The sequence below is a fragment of the Microbacterium sp. NPDC056057 genome, assembly GCF_042266945.1.
GTDB classification, from domain to species: Bacteria; Actinomycetota; Actinomycetes; order Actinomycetales; family Microbacteriaceae; genus Microbacterium; species Microbacterium trichothecenolyticum_C.
In genome coordinates this window covers 270,128-283,095 of the sequence record NZ_JBHJWS010000004.1, presented here as the reverse complement: position 1 = coordinate 283,095, position 12,968 = coordinate 270,128, and the positions used below count along the sequence as shown (strand labels likewise).

At 72.5% G+C, this 12,968-nt stretch carries 12 protein-coding genes; all 12 read left to right on the top strand.

The annotated features are described in order from the left end of the window. Positions 1-27: 27 nt before the first annotated feature. From ACFC1K_RS17695 to ACFC1K_RS17640, 12 genes are read left to right on the top strand one after another with little or no spacing between them, the layout of a single operon-like run. Positions 28-636, top strand: coding sequence for a hypothetical protein (locus ACFC1K_RS17695; RefSeq protein WP_375872608.1), 609 nt, complete (start codon positions 28-30; stop codon positions 634-636). Further along, positions 633-1,532: a phage tail sheath family protein gene (locus tag ACFC1K_RS17690; RefSeq protein WP_375872607.1), complete on the top strand. Its 900-nt coding sequence runs from the start codon at positions 633-635 to the stop codon at positions 1,530-1,532. The genes ACFC1K_RS17695 and ACFC1K_RS17690 overlap by 4 nt, the downstream gene beginning before the upstream one ends. Before the next feature lie 17 nt (positions 1,533-1,549). Then, positions 1,550-2,071: a phage tail protein gene (locus ACFC1K_RS17685; protein ID WP_056369810.1), complete on the top strand. Its 522-nt coding sequence runs from the start codon at positions 1,550-1,552 to the stop codon at positions 2,069-2,071. 9 nt (positions 2,072-2,080) lie between these two features. After that, positions 2,081-2,821 (top strand): hypothetical protein, encoded by a 741-nt coding sequence (locus ACFC1K_RS17680; RefSeq protein WP_375872606.1) that lies wholly within the window; start codon positions 2,081-2,083, stop codon positions 2,819-2,821. Next, the gene (locus ACFC1K_RS17675; protein WP_375872605.1) at positions 2,818-3,462 is read left to right on the top strand and encodes a hypothetical protein; all 645 of its coding nucleotides are present in this window, start codon (positions 2,818-2,820) and stop codon (positions 3,460-3,462) included. Before ACFC1K_RS17680 ends, ACFC1K_RS17675 begins: the two co-directional genes overlap by 4 nt. Further along, a complete protein-coding gene (locus tag ACFC1K_RS17670) occupies positions 3,459-4,784 on the top strand; it encodes a DUF4255 domain-containing protein (protein WP_310292152.1) in 1,326 nt (441 codons plus the stop codon). Before ACFC1K_RS17675 ends, ACFC1K_RS17670 begins: the two co-directional genes overlap by 4 nt. After that, complete coding sequence (locus ACFC1K_RS17665) at positions 4,781-6,646, top strand: AAA family ATPase (RefSeq protein ID WP_375872604.1); 1,866 nt, start codon at positions 4,781-4,783, stop codon at positions 6,644-6,646. Before ACFC1K_RS17670 ends, ACFC1K_RS17665 begins: the two co-directional genes overlap by 4 nt. Further along, positions 6,643-6,903: a hypothetical protein gene (locus tag ACFC1K_RS17660; RefSeq protein WP_375872603.1), complete on the top strand. Its 261-nt coding sequence runs from the start codon at positions 6,643-6,645 to the stop codon at positions 6,901-6,903. The genes ACFC1K_RS17665 and ACFC1K_RS17660 overlap by 4 nt, the downstream gene beginning before the upstream one ends. After that, on the top strand, positions 6,900-10,151 hold the full coding sequence (locus tag ACFC1K_RS17655) for a DUF4157 domain-containing protein (RefSeq protein ID WP_375872602.1): 3,252 nt from the start codon (positions 6,900-6,902) through the stop codon (positions 10,149-10,151). Before ACFC1K_RS17660 ends, ACFC1K_RS17655 begins: the two co-directional genes overlap by 4 nt. Beyond that, positions 10,148-10,648, top strand: coding sequence for a hypothetical protein (locus ACFC1K_RS17650; RefSeq protein ID WP_375872601.1), 501 nt, complete (start codon positions 10,148-10,150; stop codon positions 10,646-10,648). Before ACFC1K_RS17655 ends, ACFC1K_RS17650 begins: the two co-directional genes overlap by 4 nt. Next, positions 10,645-12,327 carry a DUF4157 domain-containing protein gene (locus ACFC1K_RS17645; RefSeq protein WP_375872600.1) on the top strand — a complete coding sequence of 561 codons (1,683 nt, stop codon included), beginning with the start codon at positions 10,645-10,647 and terminating at the stop codon, positions 12,325-12,327. The genes ACFC1K_RS17650 and ACFC1K_RS17645 overlap by 4 nt, the downstream gene beginning before the upstream one ends. Beyond that, positions 12,324-12,968 (top strand): hypothetical protein, encoded by a 645-nt coding sequence (locus ACFC1K_RS17640; RefSeq protein ID WP_375872599.1) that lies wholly within the window; start codon positions 12,324-12,326, stop codon positions 12,966-12,968. Before ACFC1K_RS17645 ends, ACFC1K_RS17640 begins: the two co-directional genes overlap by 4 nt.

Here is a 12,968-nt window from a genome sequence, read left to right as displayed (position 1 = left end):
CCCCGCGGACCGGTGGACAGACCGATCGTGGTGACCAACTTCGGTGAATACGAACGCACGTTCGGCGGATTGTGGAAGCTCAGCCGGCTCGGCTTCTCCGTCCGCGATTTCTTCCTCAACGGCGGCGGTACGGCCGTCATCGTCCGCGTCGTGAACGATGCGGCCTCGGACGCCGACGACCCGGCATCGTCCTCGGTCGACCTCGCCCTGGACGCCGGTGCGGATCTCCTCACGCTCCAGGCCGTGGACGTGGGCCTGTGGGGCGACGGCCTGCGCGTGCGCATCGACCACGACACGCGTCCCGAAGACCCCGCGTTCGGAGACGAACCCGACACGCTGTTCAACCTCACCGTCCGCGACAGCGCGACGGGAGCCATCGAGGCGCACCGCAACGTCGTTCTCACGCCCGCCGACCATCCCCGGCTGCTGTCGCGCGTGCTCGACAACGAGTCGGACCTCGTGCGCACCGCAGGGACCGTGCCCGACAGCAGTCGCCCCAAGGTCCACACCGGCACGCCCGCCGCGGGCAAGACGATCTGGGACGCATCACGCCGACGCCGGGCGATCCCTCGCAGGAGGCGAGCCAACGGCTCGCAGGCGGAGACGACGGCGACGATCTCGTCGCCGCCGATGTGAAGGGCTCGCTCGGCGCCAAGTCGGGGATGTACGCGCTCGAGGATGCCGACATCTTCAACCTCCTCGTGATCCCTCCCTATCAGGGGGTCTCGCCCGACGGTCCGGGCGGGGAGATCGAGGCCGATGTGGTCACCGAGGCGGCGACGTACGCCGAGGCGCGGCGCGCGTTCTTCGTGATCGATGCACCGCCGACCTGGGACTCCGTCGGCGACGCGAAGTCCGGCCTCGCGTCGCTCGGGACGGTGAGCGCCAACGCGGCGGTGTACTTCCCGCGACTGCGGCAGACCAACCCGCTGCGCGACAACCAGCTCGAGACGTTCGGAGCGTCGGGCGCGGTGGCCGGCGTTCTCGCACGGACCGACGCGACCCGTGGCGTCTGGAAGGCGCCGGCGGGCTTGGAGGCCACCCTCAACGGCGTGCCGGAGCTCTCCGTCCCGTTGAGCGACGGCGAGATCGGGCAGCTGAACCCGCTCGGCATCAACAGCCTGCGCGCGTTCGCCGGCGCCGGCCGTGTCGTGTGGGGGGCGCGCACGCTGAAGGGCGCGGACTCGCTCGCGAACGAGTGGAAGTACATCCCCGTGCGGCGCACGGCGCTCTTCATCGAGGAGTCGCTCTTCCGCGGGACCCAGTGGGTGGTGTTCGAGCCCAATGACGAGCCGTTGTGGGCGCAGATCCGCCTCAACGTCGGCACGTTCATGAACGACCTCTTCCGGCAGGGCGCCTTCCAGGGCAGCACCCCGCGCGACGCGTATTTCGTCAAGTGCGACAAGGAGACGACGACGCAGTCCGACATCGATCGGGGCATCGTCAACATCCACGTCGGGTTCGCGCCGCTCAAGCCCGCGGAGTTCGTCGTCATCCGACTGCAGCAGATCGCCGGCGCGAGCGCCGTCTGAGCCGAAGGAATCGGGACATGGCACAGTTCAGCGTCAACGCCAGCAGGTTCGACCCGTACAAGAACTTCAAGTTCCGCGTGAAGTGGGACGGCAAGTACGTCGCGGGTGTCAGCAAGGTGAGCGGCCTCAAACGCACCACGGAGGTCGTGGAGCACCGCGAAGGCGGAGACCCGTCCACGTCGCGCAAGTCGCCCGGCCGGGTCAAGTTCGAGGCGATCACCCTCGAGCGCGGTGTCACGCACGACGTCGAGTTCGAGCAGTGGGCGAACAAGGTGTGGAACTTCGGGTCGGGACTCGGGGCGGAGGTGTCGCTCAAAGACTTCCGCAAGGACCTCATCGTCGAGCTCTACAACGAGGCGGGCCAGCTCGTCATCGCGTACAAGGTGTTCCGCGCGTGGGTCTCGGAGTACCAGGCACTCCCCGACCTCGACGCCAACGCGAACGCCGTCGCCATCCAGACGCTCAAGCTCGAGAACGAGGGCTGGGAGCGGGACTACGCGGTCGTCGAGCCGTCCGAACCTGTCTTCGCCGAACCTTAGGAGCCGACGGTGGCCGCCGCCGCAGCCTCTCCGGTGCGGGCCCAGACGATCCTCGACCTCGCCGACGCAGCGCAGGGCGAGGCGCCGATCGCGCGTGCGCTCCGGGTCGCGGCAGCGGCCGGCGAAGACGCGGTGGGGCTGCGCGCCGCGCCGCTCGGGCACCTGCACGCCGCCGCCCTCGGCTTCCACACGGCGCTTGCCGGCCCGCGTCTCGAGGCGGTCGTCACGTGCCCGGCGTGCGCGTCGGCCGTCGAGTTCGCTCTCGACGCCGACTCCCTGCGCGGGCTGGGCGGCGCGGCGGCCTCGGGCGACCTGACCGTGTCGACGGAGGACGGCGCGTGGCGGGTGAGCTGGCGGGTGCCGACGGCGGGCGATCTCGCGGACGTCGCCGGACGAGCGGATGCTGCCACCGCCCTCCTCGCGCGGTGCTGCGATGTCACCGGCCCGGGTGGCGAGGACGCGGCGCTCGCCCCGGTCGAGGTGGTCGAGCGCATCGAGGCCGCGCTCGCCGCCGCCGACCCGCTCGCCGAGGTCGCCGTCGGGCTGGAGTGCCCGGAGTGCGGTGCGTTCTTCGACGCCGATGTCGACCCGATCGCCTTCGTGTGGCGTGAGGTCGAGACGCGCGCCCGGAGGGTGCTGCGCGAGGTCGATGTGCTCGCACGTGCCTACGGCTGGACCGAGGCCGAGGTGCTCGCGCTCCCGGAGCAGCGCCGCACCGCGTACCTCGAAATCGTGCGGGAGGGAGCATGAGCGGCTACCTCGCTCGTCTCGCCGCCCGAGCGGGCGGCGCTCCCGCCGCGGCGGGTCCGCGACTGCCTTCCCGCTTCGAACCGATGAGCGGCGAGGGATCGAGGGATGCTGCGGCTCCCCCGCCGATCGCGACGGCTGCGCACGCTCCCGCCCGGACCGAGCTGCCGGGTCCCCCGGCGAAGTCAGATGCCCCCGTGCGGGTCGAGCCCGCCGGACCGGCGCGCGGCGAGGACGATCGCGCCGTCGCCGCACCCTCGGACAGGGCCGGTCGCGGCGAGGCCGCGGGAACCGCACCGGAGGTCGTCACCGCGGAGCCCACGCCCGAGCGCGGGACTCTTGACGTCGACGCCGAGCCCAGCGACGCCGCTGCCGCGCCGGCTCCCGCTCCCGCCACCCGCCGCGTCGAGGCGGCGCCGCCGCGGCGCGCGGAACCTCCGACCGCCACCACGCCGGCGGTGCGTGCGAGCACGAGGGACGAGGCATCCACCCCCGTTCCGGAGCCGGATGTCGTGCACGTCACGATCGGGCGCATCGAGGTGCGCGCCACCGTCGCGCCGCCCGCCGCCGCTCCCCGCAGCGCGCGCCCGGCGCGCGACCCTGAGCGCACGCTGCACGACTACCTGACGGGGAGGCCACGATGAGCGGCCCGCTCGCGATCGGGGGCGTCAGCGCCGTACTGCGCAACCTGCTCGACAACGGCATCGTCCAAGCCGGGCCCGCCGTGGGCACGGTGAAGGTGACCGCGCTCGCGCCCGACGCGATCAAGCTCAACGAGCCCGACACGGAGCCGAGCCTCAACCTCTTCCTGTACCGCGTGAGTCCCAACGCCGGCTGGCGCAACGCGGGATTGCCCGGCTTCGACGCCGCGGGCACGCGCACGGCGAACCCGCCGCTGGCGCTCGACCTGCACTATCTCCTCACCGCCTACGGCACCGCGGACTTCGAGGCCGAGATCCTGCTCGGGTACGCCATGTCGATCCTGCACGACCAGCCCGTGCTCGATCGCGTGTCGATCAGGACGGCGCTGCAGGCCGGGGTGGTGAGCGGAAGCATCCTCCCGCCCGCCTACCAGGCGCTGGCGGCCGCGGACCTCGCCGATCAGGCGGCGGAGATCACCGTGACCACCGAGCCGATCGACTCCGAGGAGATGTCGCGGCTGTGGTCGGCCATCCAGGCGAACTACCGCCCGAGCGTCGGCTATCTCGTGACAGTGGTGCTGATCGAGGCGACCAAGCCGGTCCGCAGCGGGCTGCCGGTGCTCACGCGCGGGGATCCGGCGGCGAACGGCGGGCGGGAGCCGGGTGTCTTCGTGCACCCTGATCTGCTGCCACCCGTCCCCACGGTGTTCCGTGTGGTGCCGCCGGCGCCCCAGCCCGCTGCGGCCCTCGGCGAGAGCGTGCGCGTCGAGGGCGCGCACCTCGACGGGACCGGTGTCGAGGTGCGCTTCTCCCACCCTTCGCTCACTGCTCCGATCGTGGTGCCGATCGGCGCCAACACCCGCCGCGACGTCGTCGACGTTCCCCTCCCGGCGAGCCCCGGCGCGGACGCCGCATGGCCCGCGGGGGTGTGGACGGTGCGGGTCTCGCTGACGCCGCCGACCGAGACGATCCCCCGCGAGACGAACACCGCGGCGATGCTCCTCGCCCCCGTCATCCGGTTCGGCGGCGCGACCGGCGCGGTCCGCGACGGAGGCACCGGCGACGTCACCGCGACGATCGAGGTCTCGCCCGAGGTCCGGCCCGGCCAGCGGGCGACCCTCGCGCTCGGCGGAGATGTGGCGCAGGCGGAGCCTCACGGAACGGTGACCGACACGCTGGTCTTCGAATACGGCGACGTCCCCGGCGGACCGCAGTGGGTGCGCCTCGCCGTCGACGGAGCCGAGAGCCGGCTCATCCTCCTGAGCCCGAAGACCCCGCCCGACCCGCCCGCGTTCGATCCGGTGCAGAGGATCACGGTCCCATGAGCACCACCGCCGCCTTCGACGAGCCGGGCCGGCTGCGCGACGCGCCGCGCGACCGGCTCGTGTCGGAGCTCGCACGCATCGCGGCGCTGCTGCGCGGCGACGACGCGCCCCGGCCGAAGGGCGACGGCTCGCCGCTCGCGGATCTCGGCCACCGGCTCGGGCTCTCCGCGTTCGAGTGCGACGTTCTCATGCTCGCCGCCGCCGTGGAGCTGGACGCGCAGGTGGCGGCGGATGTTGCGGCGGCACAGGGAGGGACCCCGTCGCCGACCTTCGGGCTCGCCCTCTCGGTGCTGCCCGCTGCGCACTGGGATGCACTCTCGCCGGACCGGCCCCTGCGACGTCGGCGGCTCGTGAGGCTCGGCGCGGGCGACATCCTCGCGCTCCGGCCCCTCCGCATCGACGAGGCCGTGCTGCATCGGCTCACCGACCTCGGGCCCGGCCACCTCGACGGGCTCATCGCCGACCCACTCGCGGGCGGCCTCACCGCGGCGCAGACGGCACTGGCCGACGAGCTCGCCGCCGCGGTGCGCGCGGTCGACGGCCGCGTGCTCGTACGGCTCGACGGCGCCGATGCCGACACTCGCGGGGGCGTCGTCGCCCGCGTGGCCGCGGCCCTCGGGGGCGGGGTGCTCTCCGTCCGGGATGCGGCGGCCGCCGAGCGCGACCCCGCCGACACCGCCGCCGTGCTCGACCGCGAGGCCGTCCTCGACGGGCGCCTGATCGCGACCGACGACGCACGGCTGCTCGCGCTGCTGGAGGCCGAAGTCGTCGTCACCGACGGACCCGGCGACATCGCCGGCAGGGTCACGCTCGCACGGACGGTGCCCCTGCCGACCGCGGGCGAGGAGGCGGCGCTGTGGCGCGCAGCCCTGGAGCCGGCCGGTGACGCGGAGGCGATCGTCGTCGCGGAGCGTGAGCTGTCGCAGCACTTCCGCCTGCCCGCGGGGGTCGTCGCGGCGGTCGCGGCCGAGTGGCTCTCCCTTCCCGACCGCGATGTCGCGACCCTGCGCCGTCTCGTGCGCGAACGCTCGCGCACGGGCTTCGGTGCGCTCGCACAGCGCATCGAGCCGCGCGCGAGGTGGGACGACCTCGTGCTCCCCGAGGGCCAGCGCGAGCTGCTGCGCGAGATCGAGCGGCACGTGCGTCACCGCGCGACCGTGCTCGACGACTGGGGGTTCGCGAGCCGGTCGGACCGCGGACTCGGCGTCACCGCGCTCTTCGCGGGCGAGAGCGGCACCGGCAAGACGATGGCGGCCGAGGTGCTCGCCGGCTCCCTGGGCCTCGATCTCTACCGCATCGATCTCTCCGCGCTGGTGAGCAAGTACATCGGCGAGACCGAGAAGCACCTGTCGACCGTGTTCGATGCTGCCGAGGCATCCGGTGCCGTGCTGCTCTTCGACGAGGCCGATGCGCTGTTCGGCAAGCGCAGCGATGTCAAGGACAGCCACGATCGCTACGCGAACCTCGAGGTCGCGTACCTGTTGCAGCGCATGGAGTCCTATAGAGGCCTGGCGATCCTCACCACGAACCTGCGGGGCAACGTCGACCGGGCGTTCCTGCGCCGCATCCGGTTCGTCGTGCAGTTCCCCTTCCCCGACGAGGCGTCGCGCGCCGAGATCTGGCGGCGCGTGTTCCCGGCGGCGACGCCGCTGGCGGAGGTCGATCCTGCGGCGCTCGCCCGCATCCAGCTCAGCGGCGGCGCAATCCGGCAGATCGCCCTCTCGGCGGCCTTCGCCGCCGCCGACGAGGGCGTCGCGATCGGCCCCGGACACCTGCTGCTCGCTGCCACGCGCGAGGCTGCGAAGTCCGAGCGCGCACTCACCGCCGCCGAGACCGGGCTGCTCCGAGGCGGTGCGAGATGACGCGCATCGACATCGACATCGAGCACCTCGTGCTGCGGGGCGTTCCGGCCGAGCTCGCCGACTGCATCGGCCCGCTCGTCGCGGAGCGCCTGAGCGAGCTGGCGACCGCCGACCGGCGTGGCGACGAGCAGCCGCGCTGGGCCGCCGCACCGCGCCGCGCGCGGCCGGTGACCGATCGCGAAGGCCTCGCCGCCCAGGTGGCGCGCGACACGTGGGCGACGGCCCGTGACCGGATCCGGGAGGGGGCGTCGCGATGAGCAGGACTCCGGCTCCCCCGGCGAAGGGCACGGACGCCGCACCTCCGCGGCGCGTGTCGCATCGCCACGACGCGACGGAGCGCCAGGCCGACCGGGCCGCCGACATCGTCGCCCGCGGCGGGAGCGTGACGGGCTGGTCGTTCGCGAACGTGCCGGCCGAGGCATCCGTCCATCGTGACGAGGACCAGCCGAAGAAGCTCGAGGACAAGCCGCGACCACAGGCGGAGGCGTACAAGGAGGGCGCGGGCAAGGCGGTGGAGGCTGCGACCGAGACCGAGCTGCCCAGCGGCAAGAAGGTCCGCGAAGTCATCGAGGACAGCCCCGTGCTGTCCGCCGCGGCGGCGAGCGGCCTCGCGCTCTCGGGGAAGGACGTGCCGCTGCCGCTCGGATCGATTCCGAAGGTCAAGGACATCGTGCCGCCCGGTCTGAGCGTCGGCGTGCGGGCCGAGGGCGTCCCCGGGCTGCTCGCGGGCGATCCGCGCCCCGGCGGCCGCGGCGTGGGCTTCGGCGATGTCGGGCTCGGACTCACGCTCGGTTACACGGAACAGCTGCCCAAAGGAGGCAAGAAGCGACAGAGCGCGGCCGACAGGAAGACGGCGGCGATCGCCGCCGACACCGCACGACTGAGGAACGACCCGATCATCAAGGGCATGCAGGCTCAGCAGGACAAGGAGCTCAGCGACGCCGCGATCGCATCCGTCGTCGCCCGTCAGAAGTTCGCCCCGGCCGGTCAGGTGCCGGGTCTCCCCTTCCCCCTCGTTCCGCCGCTCGCCACGCCGAGGACCGAACAGCAGAAGAAGCCCGAGGACGCTGTCAAGGCGGAGGAGCAGAAGAAGCGCGAAGAGGTGCAGCGCGCCCCGGCGACCACGAGCGACGCTGCGCCCGCGGAGGCCTTCGACACGACGGGAGTGGATGCCGCGACCCGAGGCGGCGGCCGGGCGCTGGATCCGAGCCTCAGGCACTCGATGGAGGCGCGCTTCGGCTACGACTTCTCGTCGGTGCGGCTGCACGACGACCCCCAGGCGGCGAGCGCAGCCGCCGGAGTCGACGCCACGGCGTTCACCGTCGGTGAGCACATCGTGTTCGGCTCGGGCCGATTCGACCCGTCGAGCCCGGCGGGTCGGCACCTCATCGCCCACGAGCTCGCCCACGTCGTGCAGCAGCGTGGGGGCGCCTCACCGCGATCCACCGGGGCACCGGCTCGCGTGCAGCGGCGCAGCTTCTGGGAGAAGCTCGCGGTGTTCTTCGGCGCCGAGGGCTCGTGGAGCGACGCCGAGCTCCTCGCATACGTGAAGGCGATCACGAAGGCGGGGTCGCACGACGGCTCGTACGACGCCGACAACAAGGCCCGCGCGGTCGTGCGCAAATGGAAGGCCGGGAGCCCCGGGTGGGAGCTCACGGGGACGCAGATGGGCCTGCTCATCGACGAGATGATCGACGGACCCACACTCGACGACGACGAGGACGCGATCCTCGACCTCGTGGAGCTCGCCACCCCCGACGAGCTGCTCGTGGTGTTCCGCGAACCGGCGAAGCGCTACGCGTCTCTGAACGACAACCTCCACGGCGCGCAGCAGGACCGCCTCGACGACGTCGTCGCCCGGCGCTTCGCCGGAGGAGGCACGGCCCTCTCCCGCGGAACCGTCGAAGTGGTCGGCCCCGAGCTGCCCGCCGGGTCGCCGTCGTTCGCGTTCGACGGCGCCCGGTTCGACGCCCGGTTCGAGGAGGACTACTACGGCGACGACCCCGCCGCGGTCGTCGCCCGGCTCTCCCCCGCCGACCGCACGAAGGCGCGGGACCATGTGCTGCACACGACGCGCCCACGGTGGCAGGGCGAGCTCGAGGCCGTCACCCGCGAGCGCGTCGCGGCGACGGACGCCGCCGAGCGCCGCCGGCTCGCGAAGAAGGAGCGGAAGCTCCGTCACAGAGTCCGCTCACTCGACCTGTTCATCGCCGACACGCTTCATCGCGACCTGCCCGCATCGGCCGCCGACGCCCTCGCCGCGACCTCGCCGGTCACCGGCGACGAGGCGAAGGCAGCGCGCGAAGCGCTCACCCCGCCTCGCCCGGTGAAGCCGAAGCCGACGCCGCCCACCACACCACCCGACCCGGCGACCCCGCCGACGGCCGCGCCGACGACGGCGTCGGCCAAGCCGAAGAAGTCGGCCGCCGAGCGCCGCAAGGAAGCAGCGGCGAAGCGGAAGGAGGAGGCCGCTCGCAGGAAGGCGGAAGCCGAGGCGAAGGCGAAGGAGGAGGCCGAGCGCAAGGCGATGTTCGCCCCCGGCGGCAAGTACCGCACGCTGGTCGCAGCGGCGCTGGCCGTGAAGGTCGAGAAGGCCTACGAGAGCGCCCGCGCCGCAGGCAGCGCATCGAAGCCCTCCGAGATCGAGCGCATGGCGAAGCCGGCGAAGGACGCGACCGACGGTGTCTTCGGCACCTTCTACAACCCCGGCGCGCGGCCCGAACTGACGTTCGGCGGCGACGGCAGACCGCAGACGCTGTTCTCCTGGCACCACCGCCAGACCACCGCCGTCAAGTCCGCCGATCCTGCCGACCGCGTCTCGTGGGCCCTGCAGCAGATCCGCTACTACTTCCGGTCGGACGCCGCGTTCGACGCCATCAACGCCGAGTGCGACGCGCGGCCCGAGACGATCGGCGACAAGCGCAACGACGAGGCGCAGGCATTGGAGGACGTCGCCCAGGCCGCAGTGGTCGACGGGGTGAGCGAGAAGTGGGAGGACGATCCCCAGACCACCGCCGACAAGCTCATCTACATCGACCGCAACTGGGGCGGAGCACAGGTCGGCGGGCAGATCTACGTCGACATGTTCCAGACCGGCGACGTCGACGAGGACCGCGCCGCGCGGTGGGACATGTTCCAGACCCTCATCCACGAGTACGGCCACACCCTCGCGCACGCGGACTACCGGCGGTACGCCGTGAAGCTGAAGGAGAAGTCGGAGCGGGAGTGGAACACCCTCATGGAGGGCGTCGACAGCCTGCTGACGGATGTCGTCTGGTCGAAGAGCGGCCGTCGGCTCCTGGCACATCGGCCGACGCGCGAGCTGGTCGAGGGCAAGTCCTGGGCGGCGCTGCCGCCGATCACCGTGACCCCACCGGGCGCGTACACGTCGATCACCGAAGCGCAGCGCCTCGTCGACGTCGTGGGCGCCGACAACGTGTGGACGGCCTACTTCCTGGGCAAAGTCGACCGCATCGGCGGCACCGCGGGCGGGAGGCGGCCATGACGGATGCGCTGTCACGGCTCCTCGACGCCGCCGACGTGTCGGGGTGGACCGGTCTGCCCGCCGACGCGGCGGAGACGCTCGGCATCGAGGCCGGCGCGGCGCCGGCGTTCGACGGTCTGCTGGGCGATCCCCCCGCGATGACCTCGTGGGTCCCCCTCTCGACCCGGCGATTCACCGACGGCCTGCGCGCGTGGGTCCGGGAGGGCCGCGTCGTGCTGATCGAGGGCGTCATGCCCGTCGATGATGAGGGAGGTCTCCTCGCCATCCCCGAGCTCGGCGAACCCGACGCCGAGCTCGACCACGTGTTCGGGCCTCTGACCATCACCGGCGGCGAGCGCGTCTACGCCGCGCGCGGCCTCGCCGTCTGCGTCAATCCGAAGAGCGGGGTGCTGCTTGGGGTGCGCGGGTACGCGCCGACGACACCCGAGGCCTACCGCAGGCTGCTGCGCCCCGTCCCGGTGCCCGAACTGCGTCTCGCGGAAGGGGGTGCGCCGTGAGCCTCGCCCACGCCCCCTCCGCTGCTCCCGCCGCCGATCGCCCGAGTGGCGTGCACGCGGTCGGGCATGCGGACGCGCCCGCCGAGCGCATTGCGGAGCAGTTCTCCGAGGCATCCGTCGCCCCTGCTGCGTCCCTCACCGGATGGTCGTTCGCGGCCGTGCCCACGCACGGGCCGTCGGCGTCGACAGAGCTCGACGTGCGGCTCGACGGCGAGGGGCGCGCCCTCGACGCAGCCGAGCGGCTGGCTGCGCCACCGGACCTCGACGCGCGGGACGTGCGGGTGCACACGGATGCCGCGGCCGCCGACACCGCCGAGCGTGCGGGTGCGGAGGCGCTCACGGTCGGCCGTCGCATCGCATTCGCGCCCGGGCGCGAGCAGCGCGGCACCGAGGAGGGCCGGCGGAGGCTCTCGCACGAGCTCGCCCACGTCGCCCAGCACCGGATCGGCGATCCTCCGATCGTGCGCCGTCAGCCGAAGGCTCCTGTCACGCCGGCGACGACGCTCATGACTCTTCCGGAGGCCGATCGCAAGCGCATTCAGATCACGGCGGACATGCCGGTGAGCATCCCGTCGCCCGACACGTCGTTCCAGGCCAACGCCACGCCGTACACGCCCCCCGCGAAGACGACGATCACGATCGACGGCTCGGCGAGCGCGGTGCCCGCGATGGGCATGCAGAATCTCGTCGGGCAGCTGATGGATGCCACGCCGACGGTGCTGCCGGAGAACAGCACGATCACCCTCAAGCTCGACCTCGCCAAGCACGGCGGGATCGACGGGCTCTACCGCTTCACCCACACCGCGCCGCCTGCGCCCGCCGGTGGGACGGCGACGACGAGGGTGCTCGTCGAGCAGCTCGGCGCCGCGACCGCCCCGCCCGGCCAAGCAGTGCCCGGACCGCCCGAACCCGGAAAGAAGCCCCCGCCCGACCCGGTCGCCGGGAAGATCAAGACCGCCGGCATCACGCACTCCCTCACGGGCGGCCAGCTCGAAGCCCTGCGCGGCGCGGTGTCGCGTGTCCCCGCGGCGCACCTCTCCCTCGTGCAGGGCATCACCGTCGTGGTCGGCGACCCGCCCGCAGGCGAGGACGGCGAATACGACGCGGGAACGCACACTGTGACCATCCGCAAGACCGCCTTCGACGTCTCCGACGTGCGCTTCGCCGGCAAGGGCTCCGCGCTCTCATACGCGTCGCAGGTGATCCTCCACGAGATCGGGCACGCGATCGACGACCGCAACATGCGCAAGGCGATGGCGAAGTACACATCCGCCGGCGCAGCCCAGGCGGCCGCGCTCGCGAAGCATGCCGACGCCGCCGGAAGCTACCCTCTGGGCGGTCCTGCGGAGAAGGCGATCGAGGCTGCGGAGGGCGCGACCAAGACCGCACGCGATGCCCTCGCCGCGACGACGACGGAGTCCGGGTCGACCGTCAGCTTCAGCGGCACCACCGCGAACGTCGACGAGGGCGGCGACGCCAAGGGCAAGCCCTTCCGGGAGGCGACGGAGAAGGACGGGGGCGCGGCGACCCAGTACGGCACCACCGCGTGGAAGGAGAGCTACGCGGAGGCGTACGCGCTGTACGTCTCGTCCCCCGAGCTGCTGCAGTCCCTGCGTCCGGCGACCTACGCATACTTCGACAACACGCTCCCGAAAGACAAGGCGGCGAAGCGGCCATGACATCACCCCGGCTCATCAAAGGCGGCCTCGTGCAGGTCGACGTCAAGAGCGGGCGGACGCTGCGCACGATCGCCCTGCAGTACAACCCCGACTCGCTCAGCCGCACGATGCAGGTGCAGGCGGCGGGCGAGTCCGGGGGCGACAAATCCCAAGCGCTGCGCATCAAGGGCGCAGCGGCCGAGACGATCAAGGTCGAGGCCGAGATCGACGCGACCGATCGGCTGGAACACCCCGATCAGAACCGGACGGCGGCCGAGGTCGGCATCCATCCGGAGCTGGCCGCGCTCGAGCTGCTCGTCCAGCCCACGAGCGACGCGCTGCAGGGCAACGACTCGATCGCCCGCGGCGGCGCGCTCGAGGTGCTCGCCATCGAAACGCCCCTGCTGCTCTTCGTGTGGGGACCGAACCGCGTGGTGCCGGTGCGCATCACCGACCTCTCCATCACCGAAGACGCGTTCGACGCCCAGCTCAACCCGATCCGGGCGACGGTGTCGTTGGGCATGAGGGTGCTCACCGTCGACGACCTCGGGTTCGAGCACCGCGGCGGCCAGCTCTTCATGGCGCATCTGCGCTCGCGCGAGGCGCTCGCCAAGAAGGCCGCCTCGGCCCCACTGTCCGCGCTCGGCGTGAGGGAACTCTGA

Coding starts and splice junctions, on each gene's coding strand:
- ACFC1K_RS17685 (WP_056369810.1), top strand. CDS start 1,550: ATGGCACAGTTCAGCGTCAACGCCAGCAGGTTCGACCCGTACAAGAAC.
- ACFC1K_RS17655 (WP_375872602.1), top strand. CDS start 6,900: ATGAGCAGGACTCCGGCTCCCCCGGCGAAGGGCACGGACGCCGCACCT.
- ACFC1K_RS17660 (WP_375872603.1), top strand. CDS start 6,643: ATGACGCGCATCGACATCGACATCGAGCACCTCGTGCTGCGGGGCGTT.
- ACFC1K_RS17650 (WP_375872601.1), top strand. CDS start 10,148: ATGACGGATGCGCTGTCACGGCTCCTCGACGCCGCCGACGTGTCGGGG.
- ACFC1K_RS17640 (WP_375872599.1), top strand. CDS start 12,324: ATGACATCACCCCGGCTCATCAAAGGCGGCCTCGTGCAGGTCGACGTC.
- ACFC1K_RS17675 (WP_375872605.1), top strand. CDS start 2,818: ATGAGCGGCTACCTCGCTCGTCTCGCCGCCCGAGCGGGCGGCGCTCCC.
- ACFC1K_RS17670 (WP_310292152.1), top strand. CDS start 3,459: ATGAGCGGCCCGCTCGCGATCGGGGGCGTCAGCGCCGTACTGCGCAAC.
- ACFC1K_RS17665 (WP_375872604.1), top strand. CDS start 4,781: ATGAGCACCACCGCCGCCTTCGACGAGCCGGGCCGGCTGCGCGACGCG.